Annotated in this window: 18 protein-coding genes and 1 tRNA gene; 5 read left to right on the forward strand and 14 right to left on the reverse strand. The window is 64.2% G+C overall.

Translation table 11 applies throughout. The features are described from left to right. Positions 1 to 10: 10 nt before the first annotated feature. The 8 genes from ACFPQ5_RS14150 to ACFPQ5_RS14185 all read right to left on the reverse strand — a co-directional run bounded on the left by ACFPQ5_RS14150 (position 11) and on the right by ACFPQ5_RS14185 (position 5802). Complete coding sequence (locus ACFPQ5_RS14150; protein ID WP_379756641.1) at positions 11 to 1264, reverse strand: NADH-quinone oxidoreductase subunit D; 1254 nt, start codon at positions 1262 to 1264, stop codon at positions 11 to 13. Next, positions 1264 to 1857, reverse strand: a complete 594-nt coding sequence (locus ACFPQ5_RS14155) for an NADH-quinone oxidoreductase subunit C (protein ID WP_379756644.1) — start codon at positions 1855 to 1857, stop codon at positions 1264 to 1266. The genes ACFPQ5_RS14150 and ACFPQ5_RS14155 overlap by 1 nt, the downstream gene beginning before the upstream one ends. A gap of 15 nt (positions 1858 to 1872) precedes the next feature. After that, entirely contained in the window at positions 1873 to 2352 is a 480-nt protein-coding gene (locus tag ACFPQ5_RS14160; RefSeq protein WP_056333529.1) for a NuoB/complex I 20 kDa subunit family protein, read from the reverse strand. Between the two features lie 3 nt (positions 2353 to 2355). Beyond that, the gene (locus ACFPQ5_RS14165) at positions 2356 to 2715 is read right to left on the reverse strand and encodes an NADH-quinone oxidoreductase subunit A (RefSeq protein ID WP_136218549.1); all 360 of its coding nucleotides are present in this window, start codon (positions 2713 to 2715) and stop codon (positions 2356 to 2358) included. Between the two features lie 192 nt (positions 2716 to 2907). Continuing rightward, positions 2908 to 2992: transfer RNA gene (locus ACFPQ5_RS14170), tRNA-Leu, on the reverse strand. A 261-nt stretch (positions 2993 to 3253) separates the two neighbouring features. Continuing rightward, positions 3254 to 3745 carry a preprotein translocase subunit SecG gene (secG, locus tag ACFPQ5_RS14175; RefSeq protein WP_379756647.1) on the reverse strand — a complete coding sequence of 164 codons (492 nt, stop codon included), beginning with the start codon at positions 3743 to 3745 and terminating at the stop codon, positions 3254 to 3256. 54 nt (positions 3746 to 3799) lie between these two features. Then, positions 3800 to 4564 (reverse strand): triose-phosphate isomerase, encoded by a 765-nt coding sequence (gene tpiA, locus ACFPQ5_RS14180; protein WP_379756650.1) that lies wholly within the window; start codon positions 4562 to 4564, stop codon positions 3800 to 3802. Between the two features lie 257 nt (positions 4565 to 4821). Continuing rightward, positions 4822 to 5802, reverse strand: coding sequence for an NAD(P)H-quinone oxidoreductase (locus ACFPQ5_RS14185; RefSeq protein WP_379756653.1), 981 nt, complete (start codon positions 5800 to 5802; stop codon positions 4822 to 4824). A gap of 262 nt (positions 5803 to 6064) precedes the next feature. Between ACFPQ5_RS14185 and ACFPQ5_RS14190 the strand changes: the two genes are divergently transcribed. Continuing rightward, positions 6065 to 7444, forward strand: a complete 1380-nt coding sequence (locus ACFPQ5_RS14190; RefSeq protein ID WP_379756656.1) for an SGNH/GDSL hydrolase family protein — start codon at positions 6065 to 6067, stop codon at positions 7442 to 7444. A 244-nt stretch (positions 7445 to 7688) separates the two neighbouring features. Here the strand turns inward: ACFPQ5_RS14190 and ACFPQ5_RS14195 are convergent, their stop codons facing one another. Continuing rightward, positions 7689 to 10523, reverse strand: a complete 2835-nt coding sequence (locus tag ACFPQ5_RS14195) for a M16 family metallopeptidase (protein ID WP_379756659.1) — start codon at positions 10521 to 10523, stop codon at positions 7689 to 7691. Between the two features lie 230 nt (positions 10524 to 10753). Between ACFPQ5_RS14195 and ACFPQ5_RS14200 the strand changes: the two genes are divergently transcribed. Further along, positions 10754 to 12778: an acyltransferase family protein gene (locus ACFPQ5_RS14200; protein WP_379756662.1), complete on the forward strand. Its 2025-nt coding sequence runs from the start codon at positions 10754 to 10756 to the stop codon at positions 12776 to 12778. Positions 12779 to 12870: 92 nt separating this feature from the next. Here ACFPQ5_RS14200 and ACFPQ5_RS14205 read toward each other — a convergent pair whose 3' ends face one another. Together ACFPQ5_RS14205 and ACFPQ5_RS14210 are read right to left on the reverse strand one after the other, a co-directional pair. Further along, positions 12871 to 13200 (reverse strand): hypothetical protein, encoded by a 330-nt coding sequence (locus ACFPQ5_RS14205; RefSeq protein WP_379756665.1) that lies wholly within the window; start codon positions 13198 to 13200, stop codon positions 12871 to 12873. 67 nt (positions 13201 to 13267) lie between these two features. After that, positions 13268 to 13720 (reverse strand): hypothetical protein, encoded by a 453-nt coding sequence (locus ACFPQ5_RS14210; RefSeq protein ID WP_379756669.1) that lies wholly within the window; start codon positions 13718 to 13720, stop codon positions 13268 to 13270. A gap of 222 nt (positions 13721 to 13942) precedes the next feature. Between ACFPQ5_RS14210 and budC the strand changes: the two genes are divergently transcribed. Next, positions 13943 to 14704, forward strand: coding sequence for a meso-2,3-butanediol dehydrogenase (budC, locus tag ACFPQ5_RS14215; protein WP_379756672.1), 762 nt, complete (start codon positions 13943 to 13945; stop codon positions 14702 to 14704). 6 nt (positions 14705 to 14710) lie between these two features. Here the strand turns inward: budC and ACFPQ5_RS14220 are convergent, their stop codons facing one another. The 3 genes from ACFPQ5_RS14220 to ACFPQ5_RS14230 are packed head-to-tail and all read right to left on the reverse strand — an operon-like array spanning position 14711 to position 18875. Further along, complete coding sequence (locus ACFPQ5_RS14220; protein ID WP_379756675.1) at positions 14711 to 17386, reverse strand: MASE4 domain-containing protein; 2676 nt, start codon at positions 17384 to 17386, stop codon at positions 14711 to 14713. 48 nt (positions 17387 to 17434) lie between these two features. After that, on the reverse strand, positions 17435 to 18055 hold the full coding sequence (locus ACFPQ5_RS14225; protein WP_379756678.1) for a tetratricopeptide repeat protein: 621 nt from the start codon (positions 18053 to 18055) through the stop codon (positions 17435 to 17437). Between the two features lie 52 nt (positions 18056 to 18107). Beyond that, entirely contained in the window at positions 18108 to 18875 is a 768-nt protein-coding gene (locus tag ACFPQ5_RS14230) for a GIN domain-containing protein (protein ID WP_379756681.1), read from the reverse strand. A gap of 366 nt (positions 18876 to 19241) precedes the next feature. On the opposite strand from ACFPQ5_RS14230, the gene ACFPQ5_RS14235 reads away from it, so the two are divergent. After that, positions 19242 to 20642: a M16 family metallopeptidase gene (locus tag ACFPQ5_RS14235; RefSeq protein ID WP_379756684.1), complete on the forward strand. Its 1401-nt coding sequence runs from the start codon at positions 19242 to 19244 to the stop codon at positions 20640 to 20642. An 11-nt stretch (positions 20643 to 20653) separates the two neighbouring features. Further along, complete coding sequence (locus ACFPQ5_RS14240) at positions 20654 to 22069, forward strand: M16 family metallopeptidase (RefSeq protein ID WP_379756687.1); 1416 nt, start codon at positions 20654 to 20656, stop codon at positions 22067 to 22069. The last annotated feature ends 165 nt before the right edge of the window (positions 22070 to 22234 follow it).

The raw sequence follows: 22234 nt of genomic DNA on the forward strand, positions 1-22234 counted from the left end.
GCCTTTGAGCTTATCGGTCAATGGAACCGAACACGATGTCCTGGGTGCCGATGATCGTGACGGCGTCGGCGATCATGTGGCCGCGCGCCATCTCGTCCAGGCTCTGCAGGTGGGCATAGTCCGGGGTACGGATCTTGAGGCGGTATGGCTTGTTGGCGCCGTCGGAGACGATGTAGATGCCGAACTCGCCCTTCGGGTGCTCGACCGCGGCATAGGCCTCGCCCGGCGGGACGTGGAAGCCTTCGGTGAACAGCTTGAAGTGGTGGATCAGGGATTCCATGTTCGACTTCATCTCTTCACGCGCAGGCGGGACGATCTTGTGGTTATCGATCATGACCGGACCCGGGTTGGCGCGCAGCCAGGTGATGCACTGCTTGATGATGCGGTTCGACTGGCGCATCTCTTCCACGCGCACCAGGTAGCGGTCGTAGGAGTCGCCGTTGGTGCCCACAGGGATGTCGAAGTCGAGCTTGTCGTACACGGCATACGGCTGGGTCTTGCGCAGGTCCCAGGCCACGCCCGAGCCGCGCAGCATGGCGCCGGTGAAGCCCATCGCTTTCGCATCTTCCGGCGAAACGACGCCGATGCCGACGGTACGCTGCTTCCAGATACGGTTGTCGGTCAGCAGGGTCTCGTATTCGTCGACGTAGCCGTCGAAACGCTTGGTGAACGACTCGATGAAGTCGAGCACGGAGCCCTGGCGGTCTTCGTTGAGCTGGTCGATCGCCTTCTTCGAGCGGATGATCGATTCCTTGTGGCGCGGCATGGTGTCCGGCAGGTCGCGGTAGACGCCGCCCGGACGGTAGTAGGCCGCGTGCATGCGCGCGCCCGAGACGGCTTCATAGACGTCGAACAGGTCTTCGCGGTCGCGGAAGGCGTACAGGAACGGGCCCATGGCGCCGATGTCGAGCGCGTGCGCGCCGAGCCACATCAGGTGGTTCAAGAGGCGCGTGATCTCGTCGAACATGACGCGGATGTACTGGGCGCGCACCGGCGCTTCGATGCCGAGCAGCTTCTCGATGGCGAGAACGTAGCCGTGCTCGTTGCACATCATCGACACGTAGTCGAGGCGGTCCATGTACGGAACCGATTGCAGGTAGGTGCGGGTCTCGGCCAGCTTCTCGGTGCCGCGGTGCAGCAGGCCGATGTGCGGGTCGGCGCGCTGGATCACTTCGCCGTCCAGTTCCAGCACGAGACGCAGCACGCCGTGCGCTGCCGGGTGCTGCGGACCAAAGTTCAGGGTGTAATTCTTAAGCTCAGCCATTATTTCATCCCGTAGGTTTCTTCGCGGATCACGCGCGGAATGTTTTCACGCGGCTCGATCGTCACGGGTTGGTAGATCACGCGCTTCTGCTCGGGGTCGTAGCGCATTTCGACGTAGCCCGAGATCGGGAAGTCCTTGCGGAACGGGTGGCCGATGAAGCCATAGTCGGTCAGGATGCGGCGCAGGTCGCCATGACCGTCGAACAGGATGCCGAACAGGTCGAAGGCTTCGCGCTCGTACCAGTTGGCGGCACGCCAGATGCCGGTGATCGATTCGACGATCGGCATCTCGTCGTCCGGGCAGAACACGCGCACACGGACGCGCCAGTTATTTGCCAGCGACAGCAGGTGGGTGGTGACCGCGTAGCGCGGGCCGTCCCAGGTGCCTTCCCCATATTGGGAATAATCGACGCCGCACAAGTCGATCATTTCCTCGAATGCGAGGGTCGGATCGTCGCGCAGGGTCTGCATGGCCTTGATGTAGTCGGCGGCCTTGACCACCACGGTCACTTCGCCGAGCGCGGCCGTAATGGCGGCGCCCTCGCCCAGGGCTTTTTCCAGGGCGAGTTGGAGGACTTCGAGTTTTGTCGTCATGGTGAATCCGCAGTATTAACGCGCGATGGTGTTGGTGCGCTTGATCTTGTTCTGCAACTGCATGATGCCGTACAGCAGAGCTTCTGCCGTCGGCGGGCAGCCCGGCACGTAGACGTCGACCGGCACGATGCGGTCGCAGCCGCGCACCACCGAGTACGAGTAGTGGTAGTAGCCGCCGCCGTTGGCGCAGGAACCCATCGAGATCACCCAGCGCGGCTCGGCCATCTGGTCGTAGACCTTGCGCAGTGCCGGCGCCATCTTGTTGCACAGGGTGCCGGCGACGATCATCACGTCGGACTGGCGCGGCGATGGACGGAACACAATGCCGAAGCGGTCGAGGTCATAGCGGGCCGCGCCCACATGCATCATCTCGACCGCGCAACAGGCTAGGCCAAACGTCATCGGGAACATCGAACCCGTGCGCGCCCAGTTGATCAGCTTATCGGCTGTAGTGGTAATGAAACCTTCGTTTAGAACGCCTTCATGAATAGCCATGGCTTATTCCCAATCAAGGGCACCTTTCTTCCAGATGTACCAGAACCCAACGACGAATTCGGCGATGAACACCATCATCGTGACGAAGCCGGTCCAGCCCAGCTCGCGCATGGAGACGCCCCATGGGAAGAAGAATGCCGTTTCCAGATCAAACAAAATAAAGAGAATCGCGACCAGATAGTACCGGACGTCGAATTTCATGCGCGCGTCTTCGAAGGCTTCGAAGCCGCATTCATAGGGGGAGAGCTTGGCAGCGTCGGGACGCTGGGGTCCGAGCAGGTAGCCGAGCACCTGGGGAGCAACGCCGACACCGACGCCGATCAGGATGAAGAGAAGAACGGGGAAGTAATTTTCGAGGTTCACGATGGAGCCTATTTGAACGATCGGTTAATGAAACCACTGCATGCCTGCAGCGCCGTATCGCGCAATCCTGGCCATAAAGTACCGCGATCGATACTTCGCCTTCCACCAGGACCGTACGACTGATCCTCGTAAAAAAGCCAGCTCAGGCATGAGAGCAATCGCTCGTTTGCCCTTGCTGGCTTTTCTGTATTTTGGTGCCGACGGCGAGACTCGAACTCGCACAGCTTTCGCCACTACCCCCTCAAGATAGCGTGTCTACCAATTTCACCACGTCGGCTGAGACCAGAATTATACCCTGCCCTAACACCTTTTTTCAATGCTCAAATTGATGCATCGCAAGGAAAAACAGGGAATTTCTCAAACTTTCTCGCTTCAGGCCGTAGAAAGCACAGCCCAGGAAGCTTGAGAGCCGGACAGCGCCCTGGTGAAGCGGCTGCCGGGGTACTACAAGGGTATTGCCGAGCTTCGTAGGGTGGACGGCTGTGCCGTCCACGCGTTCCGCGAACGCTACCTGGATCCCGACAATAAAAACTTCAGATTACTTCTGCTGCGTCGGAGCGGCTGGCGCCGGGGTCGACTGCGCGGCCGGGGCCGGCGAGACGGTGGCAGGCACGGTTTCGGCCGGGCCAGGCGGCACGTCGGCTGCCGGTGCGCTTGGCACGCCGGCGGTCGGGGCCGGCACGTCGGCCGGGGTCGTGGTGGCAGGCACGTTGGCGCCGGCATTGGCCGGGACGCCATTGGCCGGTGCGGCCATGCGCTCCATCAGGCCGCCGTCCGCAGGGGCGCCGGTGCGGTTGTTGCCCATGTAGGCCAGCGACAGGGTCGAGGCAAAGAAGATCGCGGCGGCGACGGCCGTCGACTTCGACAGGAAGTTCGACGAACCGCTGGCGCCGAACAGGCTGCCCGAGGCGCCGGAACCGAAGGCGGCGCCCATGTCGGCACCTTTACCGTGCTGCAAGAGCACCAGGCCGATGATGGCCAGGGCCGAGATCACCTGCACGACGATAACAAGATTGAACACCATGTTCATTACAATTCCATTCCAAGTTTAACTACGTTGCAAATTCTGAAATTCAGGTGCCGCTCAGGCTGCCGCTTTTGCTGCATCGATGATGGCGAGGAAATCCGCCGCCTTCAGTGCCGCGCCGCCGATCAGGCCGCCGTCGATGTCGGCCTGGGCCATCAGTTCGGCCGCATTGTCCGGCTTCATGCTGCCGCCGTACAGGATCGCGACTTTCTCGCCTGCCTCAAGGCTGCGCGCACGCAGCTGGCTGCGCAGCTCGGCGTGCACTTCCTGCGCCATCGCCGGGGTCGCCGTCTTGCCGGTGCCGATCGCCCAGACCGGTTCGTAGGCCACCACGATACGCGTCGCTGCATCGCCGTCAAGCAGCTCCAGCACGGCAGACAATTGTTTGTTAACTACGACATTTGTTTGTCCGGCTTCGCGCTGGTCCAGCGTTTCGCCGACGCAGACGATCGGGGTCAGGCCGGCGTTGAGGGCCGCCAATGCCTTCTGCGCCACCTGCTGGTCGGTCTCGCCATGGTAGGCGCGGCGCTCCGAGTGGCCGACGATCACGTAGCGGCAGCCGAAATCGGTCAGCATCGAGGCCGCGACTTCGCCCGTGTAGGCGCCGCTGGCGTGGACCGACACATCCTGCGCACCCCAGGCCAGCTCGCTGCCGGCCAGCGTGTCCGCGCATTGCTGCAGATACGGAGCCGGAACGCAGACGGCGGCTTGCGCCTTGCCCTTGCCCTTGCCCAGGCCATCCACAATACCAGCGAGCAGCGACGCGTTGTTCGCGCGGCTGCCGTTCATCTTCCAGTTACCTACGACGAGTTTGGGACGCATATTACCCCACAGTCAAATAACCCGCTATTCTAGCTGCCGTTCAGGGGGCGGTCAAACAATGGCTGGGCTGGCGTGTTAAATAAACGCCAATGAATCTTTCGGCCGGTGAATATGCAGGCGCACGAACGCGTGGAGTCAGGACTCCACCCTACAGGACGTAGGGTGGGCGCCCTGTGCCCACCATTGCATGGGTCCCGTTGGCGCGTCGTTTGGTGGGCACGGAGCGCCCACCCTACGCCTACGCCCGATCCACCGGTTCACACCACCTGCAGCACGATCTTCCCGACGTGCGTGCTCGACTCCATCAGCGCATGCGCCTCGGCCGCCTGCGCCAGCGGGAAAGTTTGATAGATCACCGGCTTGATCTTCCCGGATTCCAGCAACGGCCACACCCGCTCGCGCAAGTTGCGCGCTATCGCCCCCTTGAACGCCACCGGCCGCGGCCGCAGCGTCGAACCGCTGATCGTCAGCCTCCGGCGCAGCACCTGCGACAGGTCGACATTCGCCTTGGCACCGCCCAGCAGCGCGATGATCGCGATCCGTCCATCGTCCGCCAGGCAATCGATCTCGCGCCCCACGTAGTCGCCCGCCACCATATCGAGCACGACGTCGACGCCCTTTCCGCCCGTCAGCTCTTTCACGACCTTGACGAAATCCTCGTCCCGGTAGTTGATGCCGCGCTCGGCGCCGAGTTCCTCGCAGGCGCGGCGCTTGTCTTCCGTGCCGGCGGTCGCGAACACGCGGTGCCCCATGGCCGTCGCCAGCTGGATCGCGGTCACGCCGATGCCGGAGGTGCCGCCCTGCACCAGCAGGGTCTCGCCGTCGCTCAATTGCGCGCGGTCGAACACATTGGACCAGACGGTGAAGAAGGTTTCGGGCAGCGAGGCCGCCTCGACCATGCTCAGTCCGGCAGGCACCGGCAGGCATTGCGCCAGCGGCGCCGCGCAATACTCGGCATAGCCGCCGCCCTGCACCAGCGCGCAGACCATGTCGCCCTTCTTGAAACCGCTGTCCGCCAGGTCCCCGTCGACGATCTCGCCCGCCACTTCCAGGCCCGGCAGGTCGGAGGCGCCCGGCGGTACCGGATACTGGCCGAGGCGCTGGAACACGTCGGGGCGGTTGATGCCGGCCGCGTGCACCTTGATCAGCACCTCGCCGGCCTTCAGTTCGGGCGTCGGTCGCTCGCACAGCTGCAGTACCTCGGGCTTGCCCGGCTGGGTGATTTCGATTGCACGCATGGTCCGGCCTCCTCTTGAGAAAACAACAATTGTACGTCAGTGTCCCGGGCCGTGTTTTTGTTGCCGCAGGGCGAATTTATTTCAAATTGCTGTGCTCCAACGCAAACAAATTCTTCAACGCATGAGCTTATTGGGGAACTTTAGAGCTAGCACAACGAACTCGTCCGTACCTATCTTGTCCACCCTACCCGCGCCGCATAGATTGGATGACGCGCGCTCAGCCATATGAGCACGTTTCCACCAACCACGAAGGAGCACGATCATGCTTTCGCTATCGTCGACCCTGTCCGCCCTCTCCGACCTGGCCCAGCGCACCGCGGCCGCATTCCGCCGTCCCACCCCGTCCAACCACCCGCGCCGCGGCATGCTGCTGGGCGGCGTCGCTCTCGCGATCGCCCTTGCCCTGCCCGGCCAGCATGCCGGCGCCCAGAGCTGGAGCACCGAGCGCTGGACCGGCACCTGGGGCACGGCGCCGGCCGGTCCGCCCGCCCCTGCCAACCTGCAGACCTTCACCGACCAGACCCTGCGCCTGATCGTCCACACCAGCATCGGCGGCAACCGCGTGCGCATCCGCGTGTCGAACGAGTTCGGCACCGTGCCCCTGCGCATCGGCGCCGCGCGCATCGGCGTGCGCGCCGCGGGTTCCGATGTCGCCCCCGGCACCGACCGCGCGCTGACCTTCAGCGGCAGCACCTCGATCACGATCCCGCCCGGCGCCCCGGTGCTGTCCGACCCGGTCGAACTGAACGTGCCGGCGCTGGGCGACCTCGCCGTCAGCCTCTACCTGCCGGGCACGGTCGAGGCGACCACGATCCACAACACGGGCCTGCAAACCAACTACGTATCGCTGCCGGGCGACTTCACGGCCGCCGCCACGCTGCCGGTGCAGCGCACGATCACAGCCTGGCCCTTTCTCACCGAGGTGGACGTCGACAGCGCCGGACCGTCGATCGTCACCCTGGGCGACTCGATCACCGACGGCACGCGCAGCACGGTCGACACCAACAACCGCTGGCCCGACTGGCTGGCGCGCCGCCTGCAGACCGTACGCGACCCCGTGCTCGGCCTGAACGCGCGCCTCGGCGTCGTCAACCGCGGCATCAGCGGCAACCGCCTGGTGAGCGATTCGCCGAATCCACTCGCCGGCCGCAGCATCCTCGAGCGCTTCGATCGCGACGTGCTGGCCACCGCCGGTGTGCGCTACATGACCCTGCTCATCGGCATCAACGACATCGGCAACAGCCCGGCCACGAATCCGATCCCGGCCGCCGACCTGATCGCCGGCTACCGCCAGGTCATCGCGCGCGCCCACGCCAAGGGCATTGCCGTCTTCGGCGCCACGCTGACGCCTTTCGAAGGTGCGGGCTACTACTCGCCCGAAAAGGAAGTGGTGCGCCAGGCGGTCAACAACTGGATCCGCAACAGCGACGAATTCGACGCCGTGATCGACTTCGACCTCGCCACGCGCGACCCCTCGCACCCGACGCGCTTCCTGCCCGCCTACGACAGTGGCGACCACCTGCACCCGAACGACCTGGGTTACCAGGCGATGGGCAATGCGGTGCCCCTGACGCTGTTCCGTTCGCTGGGGATGTCGGGCTTGAAGCCGGCGCAGCAGAAGGCACCAGCGACGGTTGAGTAATTCAGTTGTAGGGTGGGCATGCCCACGCGTGACGCCTGCATCGTGTTGGCGGAGTTCCGTAGGGTGGGCACTCTGTGCCCACGCTGTTACGTGCCTGTCCTTGCACCTCTTGCCGTGCGGGCGGCTGATTGCCGTTACGTATGCCAGAGACGCACGTAACGCGTGGGCACGGAGTGCCCACCCTACGTTACGCTGCTGTCAGCGCGAAACGGCGACAGAGCGGACAGCTATCCGGCGCCGCCGATTATTTGTTGATCAGCACCGGCTCGTCAAAGCCCAGCTCCTTCATGCGCGGCAGCTGCGTCTTCGCATCCCCCACCACCAGCCACACCATCTTCGACGGATCGAGGTATTTCGTCGACAGCGCCTGGATACGCGGCAGCGTCATCGCCTTGACGATCCCTTCGCGCTCCTTGACGTAGTCGGCACGCCAGCCGTACTTGCTCATGTTGTCGAGCATGGCCAGCTTGGCCGCGGCCGTTTCGAAAGCGCGTGCGTTGCTCTTGACGAGGAAGTTCTTGGTCGTCTCGAGGTCGGCCGCCGAATACGTGGCCGGATAGTCCTGCAGGATGGATTTCACCAGCTGGGTCGATTCGAGCGTGACATTGCTGCGCACGCCGCTGGCGATAGTGAACGGGCCGGCGCTCCTGCTGCCCGAGAAGTTCGACGAGATGCCGTAGGTATAGCCCTTCCCTTCGCGCAATTGCTGGGTCAGGCGGGAGGCGAAACCGCCGCCGCCGAGGATGTAGTTCATCACGGTCGCCGGGTAGTAATCCGGATCGGTGACGGGCAGCGCGCGGTAGCCGACGTTCAGCACCGACTGCTTCGCGTCCGGCACGTCGACGAAGTAGACCTTGGCCGGGACCGCGCCGGCAGCCGCCGTTGCCGCGGGCAGCGCCACCGGCTTGGCTTTCCAGTCGCGGCCGATGTCCGCGAGCGAACGGGTGATCGCCGCCTTCGGCAAGGCGCCGACCACGTGCATGCGCGCGTTCGACGGCGACAGGTTGGCGCGGTAATACGCCTTCAGGTCGTCGATCGTGATCGCATTCACCGTGTCCGCCGTGCCCAGGATGCTGCGCGAACGCAGGTCGTCCTTGGCATACACCAGCCTGGCGAAATTGATGCTGGCGAGCGCGTTCGGATCGGCTTCCTGCTGGCGGATCTGGCTCAGCACGCTTGCCTTGACGAGGGCGAACTCCTTTTCGTCCCAGCGCGGCTGCAGCAGGATCTCCTCGACCAGGTCCAGCGTGGCCCCGTAGTTGCGCGCCAGGGTCGTGACGCTGATGCGCACGTCCTCGGTACGGGCCGATACATTGATCGTCGCACCCAGTTGCTGGATCGCTTCCTCCAGTTCCTGCGGGGTCTTGTTCGCGGTACCTTGCGTCAGCATGCGCGCCATCAGGTTGGCCACGCCCACCTTGTCGAGCCGGTCGAGCAGCAGGCCGCCGTCGATCGCGATGTCGAACTGCACCAGCGGCACTTCCTTGTTCTCGATCCCGTACACGCGCATGCCGTTGGCCAGCGTCGTGTTCCACACCTGCGGCACTGTCAAGGCCGGCGTCTTGCCGTACGGCGGCTCCTTGCTGCGGTCGAACGAAGACGGCGTCTTCGCATACTCCGCGTTCTTGCTCGGATCGACGGCCTGCTCGGCGCCCTGCACCACTTTTTCTTCGACCACTTCGGCCTTGCCGGAACCGCTCAGGGCCAGCGCCAGCTTGCCCTTCGGGACGAAGCTGGTCGCCACGAACGGCTTGCCCTTGATATAGGTGTCGTACACGCGGCGCACGTCGTCCGTGGTGACGGCCATCGTCTTCTTGACGCTATCGGACACGTAGCCCGGATTGCCGGTCAGGTAGTTCGATTCCGCGAGCAGCGCCGACTTGCCGAGCACGCTCGACATCGCGCTGTAGAAACGGGTTTCCAGGCCGGCCTTGATGCGGTTCAGGTCGCGCTCGGAAATCCCTTCCTTCTCGAATTTGGCAAAGGCCTGGTCGACCGCGCCCGCGACCTCATCCAGCGGTTTGCCTTCGAAGGCGCGGACGCGCAGCATGAACTGGCCTGCCAGTTCCGAGGTCTGGTTGCCGATCTGGACGCTTGGCGCGAGTTTGGAATCCTCGACGAGCACCTTGTAGAACGGCGCGCGCTTGGTCTGCGACAGGTATTCGGCCAGCACCTCGAGGGCATACGAATCCGGATGCAGGTCCTCGACGGTCGGCCAGGTCATGGTCAGCTCGGGCAGCTTCGCGAAGTTGTCCTCGTGCGCCAGCTTCACCGTCTGCTTCAGGCTGCCCGGACGCTTGGCCATCGGCTTGATCGCCTCGCCGCGCTTGATCTCGGAAAAATACTTTTCGACCCATTTACGCGCCTGCACCGGATCGAAGTCGCCCGCCAGCACCAGGGTCACGTTGTTCGGCACGTACCAGAAGCGGAAGAATTCCTTGACGTCGTCCAGGGTCGCATTCTGCAGGTCATCGAGCGAACCGATGACCTGCCAGTTGTAGGGGTGATCGAGCGGGTACAGCGCCTTGTTGATCACGTAGCGGGTGTGGCCGTAGGGCGCGTTGTCCACGCCCTGGCGCTTCTCGTTCTTGACGACCTGCTTTTCCTTGGCCAGCACGGGATCGGTGACGGTATTGATGAACCAGCCGAGCTTGTCCGCCTCGGCCCAGATCATTTTTTCCAGCGCATCCTTCGGCACCGTCTGCAGGTAGTTGGTGCGGTCCTGCGAGGTCGAACCGTTGGCGCCCGAGCCGCCGATGCGCGCCGTCATCTTGTCGAGGCCGCCCTTCCCCAGGTTTTCGGACTCCAGGAACAGCAGGTGCTCGAACAGGTGGGCGAAGCCGGTGCGCCCGGTCTTCTCCCGGCTCGATCCGACGTGCGCAGTCAGGTTGACGGCCACGACGGGGTCGGAACGGTCGATGTGGAAGATCACCTCCAGGCCGTTGGGCAGCGTGAACTTCTGGTAGTCCACTTTCAGCGCCGGGGCGGCCGCTTTCGGCGTCGCGGCGGCGTCGGCCGTCAAAGGCACGGTGGCGGACAAGCAGGCCGCCAGCAGGAGGGTCGGGCAAACAATCTTCATGCAATCACATCCTCGCAATAGTGGGAACGGTCGGCGTACTCATCGGTGCGCTCAAGGTTCTGGATACTATTGCAATTTCCTGATTGCTACAATGTCGATAAGAACGAGGCGCTTACCGGCCTGGACTTTCGGCGGCATCGCGCTCCGGAAGTGCTACCATCCTGTCCCGACAGACGAGGACGTTTGTCCAGAATGTGCCTCATTGCTTCAATTTTCAGAAACACGCAGACATGACAACAGTTGCTCCGCCACTCACCCCGACAGCCCGCAGCGCCAGTGAAACCAGCTTCAGGCAAGATATCAACGGCTTGCGTGCCTGGGCGGTCGTCGCTGTCGTCCTCTACCATTTCGACATCCCCGGATTCAACGGCGGCTTTGCCGGTGTCGACGTGTTTTTCGTCATCTCCGGTTTCCTGATGACGCAGATTATCTGCAAGGCCCTCAATCGCGGCGACTTCTCCCTGACGGCCTTCTATCTCGCCCGTGCGGTGCGCATCATTCCTGCGCTTGCCATCTTGTGCGGCGTGCTGCTCGCGGCCGGATGGTTCGCCCTCCTCCCGCAGGACTACAAAACCCTCGGCTCGCATACGACCTACAGCCTGGCCTTCCTCTCGAACGTCGAGTACTGGCTCGAAGCCGGCTACTTCGACACCAGTTCCCACGAAAAGTGGCTGCTGCATACCTGGTCCCTGTCGGTCGAGTGGCAATTCTATCTGGTGCTGCCCCTGGTCCTGGCGGCGCTCTGGAGACTGGCGCCCGGACTGCGTGCGCAGCGCAACGCATTGTTCCTGCTGGCCTGCGCTTCGCTGGCGGCCTCTATCTGGACGACGGCAAGCAGCCCATCGACCGCATTTTTCCTTCTCCACACCCGGGCCTGGGAAATGCTCGCCGGTGGGCTGGTCTTCCTGGCCGGCGATGCGTTCGCCGCCTCGCCGAACCGGCGCCGGCTGTTCGAAGCGATTGGCCTGGTCCTGATTGCCGTGTCCTTCGTCGTGTTCGATGCCGGATCGGTATGGCCCAGCTGGCGCGCGCTGGCTCCTGTGCTCGGTGCGATGCTGGTCCTGATGGCGGCGCGGCACTCCGTGTGGACCGGCAACCGGGCCGCGCAATGGCTTGGCGACCGCTCCTACTCGCTCTACCTGTGGCATTGGCCGGTCCACGTCGTGCTGGTCTATGCGGGCTGGAACGAGAATGTCCTGGCGATCGCGGCCGGCCTGGTCCTGTCGACCTTGCTCGGCGCGCTCTCCTATGCGTGGATCGAAGTGCCCTCGCGCCGGCTCCTGCACGGCCGCCGCTTCAGTACCCGCGCGGTCACAGTGGGCGGTTTGCTGGCGACCATTGCCCTGTGCTCCACCGGGGTCTGGTTCCTCAAGGGCGTGAAAGGCCGCTTCGCGCCCGACGTCGAGCTGGCGGCGGCTGCGGCGGACGACGTCAACCCGCGGCGGGCCGCATGCCACGCGACGGGCGGAGCCACCTCGCCGGCCTGCCTGTTCGGCGGCACGGAGCGCAAGCTCTTCGTCGTCGGCGACAGCCACGTCGCCTCGATCATTTCGGGTGTCGTGGCGGCCCAGCCAGCTGGGAATGCGGGCGTCGTGCAGCTTTCCTATGACGGCTGCGTGTTCGTTCCCGCCATGCGGCAATTGCGGCCGCAGCGCTTCGGCGCGCGCAACGACTGCAAGGGCTTCAACGATTGGGCGGCGGCCCAGCTCGCTGCGCAGCCGACGCTGCCGGTCCTGCTCGCCGGACGCTATGCGCGTTCGGCCTTCGGTCCCTACGAACGCAGCCCCAATGGCGCCACGCCCGAGGTGTATTTCACCGACAAGCGCTACCCGTCGACGACGCCGGAATTCCTGCACGAGTTCGGACAACAGCTGACCGCCACCGCCTGCACCCTGGCGAAGACGCGCACCGTGTACATGATGCGGCCGATTCCAGAGATGCCGGTCAGCGTTCCTCAGTACGTCGCGCGCAGGATGGCGTGGGGCATGGATTCCAGCTTGTCCGTTACCAGAGCGGAGTACATGCGGCGCAATGCCTGGGTCTGGCAAGCGCAGGACGAAGCGCGCGACCGCTGCGGCATCGTCATCCTGGATCCTACTGAACAATTGTGTCGCGGCCCGGTATGTAATTCGACGCGCGCCGGGCGTCCGCTGTATTACGACTACGGCCACCTGAACGAATACGCCAGCAAGCTGTTGTCGCCGGTGTTTGCGCCCGTGCACCGGGCACCTGAGAAGCGCCTTTCGGCTCAATAAGGCGCAATCAATGCCGGCGCATTCGATGGGACAAGAGGCGCGGTCCGGTCAGATCCGACGCCCTCCGATGGGGTTACTCGTAAATTTTGCCCTCACTGCGCGGACGCTGTCCACTTTTCAAGGCGATGGAGCATTATCTGCCCGAGCTCCGAAGATCGCCTTGCCAATGATTCCCGCAGCGGTTTCTCATAGTCGAGATCAGTCGATTCGATCCCATGCACGATACCCCAGCAGACGCCAGCACTGGAGTCGTCGGGAAACCGCTCGAATACGCGAAACAGCACAGGCAAACATGCCTCGTTTACTTTTGTCGTTTGCCACAACTCAGTGAGCAACGCGTCCAGACCACGCCAATCTCCTTCGGGGCTTGGTTCAAACTGGTCGATATCGGACAGAATTTCATTTTGCAGACGCATCTTCATTCGACTCTATCTAATACAAACATGCGCCAGGCTTCAGGATCCGCTTCCCAAAGCAGACACCCATGACTCAGCTTGCGTCATCCGCCTCGCGCCATGGCCAGTCATGATAAGAGCGGATGAGATTGGCAGCAGGGCTATTTGTCCAGTAAATGATGGTGCTCACCCGCTGCGTCTGCTCAGGGGTCAGATTCGCTTCTCCAATCAATCCCTGACAGGTATTCCTCACAGTGCGCTTACCGAACCATGAGATCATAAAAAACGGGACTTCCTTCGTGCTGACGTTCCATTTCGACTTTGCGATTTCTGCCAGCAATTCCTTACAGCTCCGGGTCGGCGCAGGATCGATCTCAATCAGCAAACAGGCAGCTACGCCGCCGCCCCTCCCTCCGGATATCGAATGGGTAAAAAGGAAATCGAAGAGATGAGTTTCCTGCCCCCTGCTCAGCTCAAGTTCCAGCTCCACGAATGCGTCGTAGTTCGACACGTCCTGAATGCGTCGCAGAATCAGGTTCCAATCCATGCTCTAAATCCGTTTTATACGTGATTATCCTTTATATCTCGGATGGCACGAAAAAACCGCATTAGTTTGCCTAAAACCACCGAAAATCGCGGTTTTTGCGGCTGTGCTATCGTCGTCATTCAAATCCGGCGTATCCATAATCAGGCCTCGTGTACGCAAGGCTCACTGCTATGTTCGCCTCTTACGCCGATCAATTCATTTGGCTGACATCGAAGGATTACGATGAACCGTTTCAAAGACAAAACCATACTCGTCACCGGCGCAGCTTCCGGCATCGGCCTTGCGGCCGCCCGCCGTTTCCTCGACGAAGGCGCCCATGTCCTCATGCTCGACAACGACGAAGCCAGCCTCAAGAAAGCCGCCGCCGGACTCCCGCAAGACCGCGTGCTCGTGCATGTCGGCGATACGGCCGACAAGGCAACCGCCACCGCCGCCGTCAAGGCCGCCCTCGACCGCTTCGGCGGTCTGCACATCCTGATCAACAACGCCGGCGTGGCGGTCGAGGGCGACATCATGCAGACGAGCGAAGAAGACTTCAATCGCGTCATGTCGGTCAATGTGGCCGGTTACTTCCACATGGCCAAGGCAGCGATGCCCGAACTCGTGAAGGTCAAAGGTTCGATCGTCATGACCTCCTCCGTGTCAGGGCTGGGAGGCGACTGGAATACCTTTGCCTACAACACCTCGAAGGGCGCGGTCAGCAACATGGTGCGCGCGATGGCGCTGGATGCGGGCAAGGATGGCGTGCGGGTGAATGCGGTCAATCCGAGTTTCACCGACACCGGCATGACCCAGGACATGCTGAAGGACGCCGAACTGGTCGCCAAGTTCAAGGAACGCATGCCGCTCGGCGCGCCGGAGGATGCGGAAGGCGTTGCGGCGGTGATCGCCTTCCTGGCAAGCGAGGATGCGCGCCTGGTCACGGGCGTCAACTTGCCGGTGGATGCGGGGGTGACGGCATCCAACGGTCAGCCGCCGATGTAACAAGGCCTAGTGCCGGACCGGCGCCTGTTCGGCAACCGCCACATCCATCGACAGCAGCACGTCCAGTTCCGTGTGATTGACCGGCTTGGTCAGGTGAAAATCGAAGCCGGCTTCGCGCGTCAGCCGGCGGTCGCTTTCCTGGCCCCAGCCAGTGACGGCGATGATGCGCGGCGCGGCCTGCGCAGTCCGTTCGCGCAGTTCGCGTGCCACGTCGAAACCCGACATGCCCGGCATGCCCAGGTCGAGCAGCACCACCTCCGGCTCGAATTCGAACGCCAGCCTGAGCCCTTCTTTGCCGTCGTGTGCCTCGCGCACCTGGTGGCCGGCGGCCTGCAGCAGGGCGACCATGCTGGTGGCGGCATCGCGGTTGTCGTCGACGACGAGGACGCGGCGCGGATGCAGGCGCGCCTCTTGGCTGCCGCGCGGCGCGTCGGCCGGCGCCAGGGCCGGCTGCTCGAGCAAGGGCAGGATGACCGTGAAGGTGCTGCCGCTGCCGGCGCCCGCGCTGGCCGCCTCGACACTGCCGCCGTGCAGCTCGACGAATCCCTTCACCAGCGACAGGCCGATCCCGAGGCCGCCCTGGCTGCGCTCGAGCGCGGGGATGACCTGCGAGAACAAGCCGAAGATATCCTGCAGGTGTTCCGGCGGGATTCCGATGCCGCTATCGGAGATCGCGATCTTCGCCACGCCGGGCAGGCGCTCGGCCGAGACGCCGATCACGCCGCCGCGCGGCGTGAACTTGATCGCGTTGTTCAGCAGGTTGAGGAAGCACTGGACCATGCGGGTGGCGTCCGCGCTCGCGTATAAAGGGTCGTCGGGCAGGTGCACCAGGACTTCGTGCCCGGCAGCCTTGAGCGCGCCTTCCACCGCGTGCAGCGCATCGGACAGGCAGTCGACCAGCGACACGTCCTTCTTGCGCAGGGACACCTTCCCCTGCGTGATCCGGGACACCTCCAGCAGATCGTCGACCAGCCGCGCGAGGTGGCGCGACTGGCGGTCGACGATGGCCAGCGCCCGCTCGACGCTGGACGGCAGGCCGGGCATGCGCGTCAGCAGTTCGGCGGCGTTGCGGATCGGCGCCAGCGGATTGCGCAGCTCATGGGCGAGCGTGGCCAGGAACTCGTCCTTGCGCTGGTCCGCCAGCTTGAGAGTCTGTTCGGCCTCGGTCTGCGCGGTGATATCGGCATTGACCCCGAACCAGTGGACGATCTGTCCTTCGTTGTTGCGCAGCGCCACAGCCCGGCTCAGGAACTGCCGCCAGCGGCCATCCGTTCCCTTCAAGGGGATGACCATTTCATACGGCTCGCCGGTGGCGACCGAATGGCGCCACCGGGCGACGATGGCCGGCACCAGATCCGGGTCGTTCACCTGCCGCCAGCCCCAGCCCTCGGCCTCGTCCTGCGACAACCCGGTGTACTCGTGCCAGCGCCGGTTGAACCAGTAGATCCAGCCGTCCGGCCGCGCCATCCATGCGATCTCCGGCAATTCGTCCGCCATCGTGTGGAAATGCACCTCCATCTCGGCTGCCGCGGCCTCGCTGCGCTTGCGCTCCGTGATGTCGGCCAGGACGCCGAACACCACCGTGGCCTTGCCACCGTCGTCGTAGCCGGCCTCCCCGCGCGCGAACGCCCAGCGCGGGTTGCCTTGCGCGTCGCGCAGGCGGAACTCGACGTCGCATTCGCGTTTGTTGCCGATGCAGTCGCGAATCTGCGCGCTCAGACGGTCGCGATCCTCGGCGAACACGTATTCCGTCAGCGCGTCCGGCTGCGCAGCGAGCTCGCCGGGCCGCAGCCCGAGGATGTCCTGCTCCACTTCCGGGCTCCACCATGCGCGATCCTTGACGAGGTCCCAGCTGAACACGCCCATCCGTCCCGCTTTCAAGGCCAGGCGCAGCACACGCTGCGTCTCCTGCAGCCTGGCGGCGGTGCGTGCCGTGGCCTGGGCTTCGGCCAGGTCGCGGTACATGCGTCCGTGCTCGATCAGCAGCATGATGAGGACGAAGCTCGACGCGACCAGGCCATATGCCCTGCCGGCGTAGAAGCCGACATCCCAGCGGCCGGCGTTGAACACGCTGACCAGCCCGATTTCGAAGAACCACGCGGACAGCACCACCACCAGCCACATGTCCAGCGTCGAGGCCGAGCGGCGGGTGAACAGGATCACCAGGGCCAGCCCGGTAATGATCCATTGGCCGTAGCGTCCGATGTTGAAAACGGACGAATAACGGTTGTCCTTCAACATCTCCGGCAGCCAGCCGCTTCCCACTGTTGCCAGCGTACCCAGCACGGCGGCGCAAGCGAGCGTCGCCAGCATCGCCTTGGCCGTCGCCCACCCCGGCCTGTCGACGTGTCGGTCGGTTTGCTTGAGGAAGGAATAAGCGATGACCGCAGCCGGGAAGCCGATATGCCAGAAGACGTGCAGGTAGCCGGTGGTCTGCGGCCCGGCGCCAAGCAGCCCTGTAGGTGTGAACACGCCTGGGAAGGACAACAAGTGCACCGTCGCCATGACGGCCGAGTACAGGTAGCCGCAGGCCAGGATGAGGATGCTGCGCTTGCGGGTGAGGTGAAAATAGCCGAGCAGCAGCGTCGTCGTGATCAGGTCGTTGATTGCGAGAACCGGCTGGTGCAGGGGAATGAACCAGGGCGCGGCTTCCAGCGGCGTGCGCGCGAACGTCAGGTACAAAAGAGACGGAGCACGGTTCAGGACCGCGGCTCCCTGTTCGATAGGCTGCTACCCCCCGCCCGTCTTCGACTGCATCGGCAATGGCGTCCCCACCTTCCACGTGCGCGACAAGGCCTGCGCCTCCTCGATCTGCTCCTGCGTCATGGTCTTGGCAATGGCCGCGCGCTGGCCGACGGCATTGTGGTTGCCGCTCGCCGCGGCCAGGTTCCACAGCATGTAGGCGATCACCGGATCACCGGGCACGCCGGCCACGTGGTAGCGGTACATCAGGCCCAGGGCGTGCTGGGCTTCGCCGTGGCCCTGCTCGGCCGCGCGGCGGAACCAGTTGACGGCCAGCTTCTGGTCGAGCGGCACGGCGTTGCCGGTGTAGTACATGGCGCCGACCACATATTGCGCGTCGGCCTTGCCCTGCTGGGCCGCCTTCAGGTGCCAGCCGAAGGCCTGCTTGTAGTCGCGCGTGACGCCGCGGCCCATGTAATACATCAAGCCCAGCAGGTGCTGGGCCTCGGGATTGCCGGCGCGCGCCAGGGGCGTGATCTCTTTCAACGCCAGCGCATAGTTGCGCGCGTTGTATGCGTTCGCCCCTTCAGGGAATCCTGCCAGCGCCGCACAAGGCAAGCTGAAATTCAGCCCAAGTGCCAGCAGGATCGCTACAGTAAATTTTTTCATTGTCTCTGCGTGGTTCGGTCTTGCGCCTACCTTTGTTATCGCAACAGATTGTCTATTTCCAGCTGACTTTACCCAGTCCATCGACGCTCACCCGGCGGTTCAGCGGCTTGCCGTAGACTGTGACCGACCCCATGCCCGACAGGTTCAGGTTGGCGCTCTGGTTCGCCGTGATCGTCGCGTTGCCCAGGCCCGACAGTTCGAGCGTGACGCTGTCCGCGGCGAACTGTTGCGCGTCCAGGCCGCCCAGGCCGCCCAGCTCGGCTTTCAGCGACTTGCTGCGCCCGGCCAGGGTCACGTAGCCGGCGCCCTGCAGGTCGAGGGTGATGCGCTCGGCGTTCAGGCCGGCCAGCTTCATGCTGCCGACGCCGCCCAGGCTGGCGGAAATCACGCGGAAGTCCGCGTTCACGTTCATCGAACCGGCGCCGTCCAGCGACAGTTCCAGTTCCTCGCCCTTGAAGCCGCTGATGTCGGTCATGCCGACGCTTTCCGAGCTGACTTCGCGCAGGTTCGGCAGCACCAGGTCGGCGCGCACGCCGTTCTTGCGGCCCATGCGCATCTCGTGCATCTCGGTGCCGATGACGACCGTGTCGCCGCTTTGCATGGTCGTCATCTGCGCGATCCAGCGCGGGTCGCCCGACAGCACGAGCGAGGCCGGGCTGCCCTGGCGCACCCGCAGGTCGACCACGCCGTCGATCTTGACGCGCACCACGCGCGCATCGAGCGGACGCGTTTCGCTGGTGCTCTCGGGCGCGGCCGTTGCCAGGCGCATCAGCGCCAGCAGCCCGAGGGCCGCGAGGCCGAATTTCCAGAATTTGTTCATGTGTTTCTCCGTGATGCGGTGTTCTTGTTCGAGGCCCTGCACGTCAATACAAGCGTGGCGGCCACCCTACCAGCAAGCCCTGCCGGGTTCCAGCGAAAAATCCGCCGCTTCGACAATTTTTATACAAATTGGCAATGGAATCACTATACCGAGCCCCGGCTCCCGCCTGTCCGGGATTGCGACAGACTGCAGATTTACGGGACTGGACGACAAATTGCAGGGCTCGCCGACTTACGCTACGTCAACATACATACGCGAAAAAGATTACGTTTTAGCATGCCCTTGAGCTAAGATGAAATGCTCCGTTCGCAGGCCAGGGACGGATTTTCATTCGACTCAGCCATTCATTTGAGGTCATCAATGCGCATGCGCCATCTTCCCGTCCTGCTGGCCGGGCTCGGCTTGTCCGTCTCCGCCCTGGCGGCGACCAGCGACAAGTGGAACCTGCCGGTCCACACCAAGAAACTCGACAACGGCCTGACCGTCATCATCAGCGAAGACCACAGTTCGCCCACCGTCGGCGTCTCGGTCGTGTACCACGTCGGCATGCGCCTGGAGCCGAAGAACCGCACCGGCTTCGCCCACCTGTTCGAACACCTGATGTTCCAGGGCACGCCGAATGCGCCGAAGGGCGTGTTCGACAAGACGATCACCGGCGGCGGCGGCCGCAACAACGGTTCGACCCGCGCCGACTTCACGAATTACATCGAGACCGCGCCGGTGTCCTCGATCGAGCCGATCCTGTGGCTGGAAGCGGACCGCATGAAGACGCTCGACTTCAACAAGGAAACGCTGAAGAACCAGCAGGACGTGGTCAAGGAAGAGATTCGCGTGAACGTGAAGAACCAGCCTTACGGCGGCTTCATGTGGATCGACATCGGCCAGCATGCCTTCCAGAAGTGGGAGAACAACCACGACGGCTACGGCAGCTTCGAGGACCTCGAAGGCGCCAGCCTGGACGACGTGCGCGCCTTCCACCGCGACTACTACGGCCCGAACAACGCGGTGCTGGCGATCGCCGGCGACGTGACCCCGGCCCAGGGCTTTGCGCTGGCCCAGAAATACTTCGGCGGCATCGCCGCGCGTCCGGTGCCGAAAGGCGGCGACTTCTCCGAGCCGCTGAACAAGGCCGAGAAGCGCGTCGAGCAGAGCGACGCGCTGGCCCAGGTGCCGGCGCTGGCCGCGGCCTGGAAGATGCCGGAGCGCGGCAGCCGCGACCAGGCCCCGATGGCCGTCCTCGGCGAACTGCTGGCCGGCGGCGACGCCTCCGTCCTGTACCAGGGCCTGGTGAAAGGGCGCGAGCTGGCGCTCAACACCGACGTCCTGTTCGGCCTCACCAGCCCGTGGGAATTCGACGGCCCGACCCTGTTTACCGTGTACGCCATGTACAAGCCGACGACGAATGCCGACACCATCCTGAACGCGATGGACGAAGAGATCGCGAAGATCGTCAAGGACGGCGTCGACGACGCGACCCTGAAGCGCGTCAAGACGCGCATGCTGGCCGACTGGAACAACGGCCTGGAAAGCTTCATCAGCCGCGCCGACACCCTGGCCCGCCTGCAGACCCTGTGGGGCGACGCCAACGTCGTCAACAAGATCCCGGGCTGGATCGAAGGCGTGACATCAAGCGACATCCAGCGTGCGGCTTCCACCTACCTGGTGAAGAACAACCGCACCGTCATCGACCGCAAGCCCGTCGCCAAGGTGGCGGCGGCGGCAACGTCGGCTGCACCAACCGCGCCGGCTGCCGGCGCACAGAAATGAGGAGCGCATCGATGAAAAAACTGATGCTGACACTGGCCGTCTCGCTGGCCTTCGCCCCTGCCGCCTTCGCTGCGGAAGCGCCCGCCGCCAAGTCCGGCGCCATGCCGGCCTACGGCAAGGACAAGCCGATCCCGGCGCCGACCATCATCAAGAAGACCCTGGCCAACGGCATGACGGTCTGGGTCGTGCCCCGCAAAGGCCTGCCGCGCGTGGACTACGTGCTGGCCGTGCGCGGCGCCGGCTTCGCGGCCGACGACAGCGCCCATCCGGGCTTCGCCAAGCTGCTGGCCTACATGCTCAACGAAGGCAGCGCCAAGCGCGACTCGCGCGCGATCGCCGAAGCGGCCCAGGGCATGGGCGGCTCGGTGGCCGCCAGCTCGGCCTCGGACGGCATCCTGGTCCAGGCCAACGCCGTCGCCTCGCAGGCGCCGGCGATGATGTCGCTGCTGGCGGAAGTGGTGCGCACGCCGAGCTTCCCGGCCAAGGAAGTCGAACTGGCCAAGGCCAACTCGCTGCAGGAGCTGCGCGCGCTCGAGGCCACCCCGCGCTTCCGCGCCGAACGCGCCATCAATGCAGCCGTGTACGGCGAACACCCGTACGGCCATACCCAGCCGACCGAGGCGTCGATCAACTCGGCCACGCAGGAACTGCTGCGCAGCGAACACGCCAAGCGCTTCCGTCCGGACCGCGCCCTGCTGGTGATCACCGGTCCCGTCAAGGAAGCCGAAGCGATGAAGCTGGCGCAGGCCGCCTTCGGCGACTGGAAGGCCGACGGCCCTGCCCTGGCCGAGACGGCGCCGGCGCCGCGCGCCGCCAAGCCCGCACGCATCCTGCTGCAGCGCGCGAACAGTGTGCAGTCGACCATCCGCGTCGGCGGCCCCGGCATCCAGGCCAGCGCCGACGAACAGGTGCCGCTGCGCCTGGCCAGCACCATCCTCGGCGGCGGCTTCTCGAGCCGCGTGAACATCAACCTGCGCGAGCAGAAGGGCTACACCTACGGTGCCTCGGCCAGTGCGCGCATGAACCGCGTCGGCGGTGCGATCGTCGGCGGCGCCGACGTGCGCAACGAAGTCACGGGCGCGGCGCTCACCGAGTACTTCAACGAGTACAAGCGCATCGGCAGCGACCTGGTGCCGGCGGACGAAATGACGATGAACAAGCGCTACGTCGCCGGCGGCTACCTGATCAGCAACCAGCTGCAGGGCGCGGTGGCGGGCACGCTGGCGCAGAACTGGCTGATCGGCCTGCCGCCGGAGTTCCTCGGCCAGTACGTGCCGCTGATCCAGAAGGTGACGCCGCAGCAGGTGCGCGACGTGTCGAAGAAGTATTTCGCACCGGAGGCGCAGTCGATCGTCGTGGTCGGCGATCCGAAGGCGGTGGCGGAGCAGCTCAAGCCGTTTGGCGAGTTCACCGTCACGGACAAGTAAGACAAGTTGTCCGGATCCGATGCCCGCCGCGTGCGGGCATTTTTTTTGCAAACCGATGCGCGTCGCAATCGTAGGGTGGACTCCCGAGTCCACGCGTTTACGTGCGCATGCCAACCCGGCGATCACGCGCTGCCGGCATGCATGCGTTGCAACGCGTGGAGTCAG

Source organism: Massilia suwonensis (assembly GCF_042655665.1).
In the GTDB taxonomy this organism is placed as follows: domain Bacteria; phylum Pseudomonadota; class Gammaproteobacteria; order Burkholderiales; family Burkholderiaceae_D; genus Telluria; species Telluria suwonensis.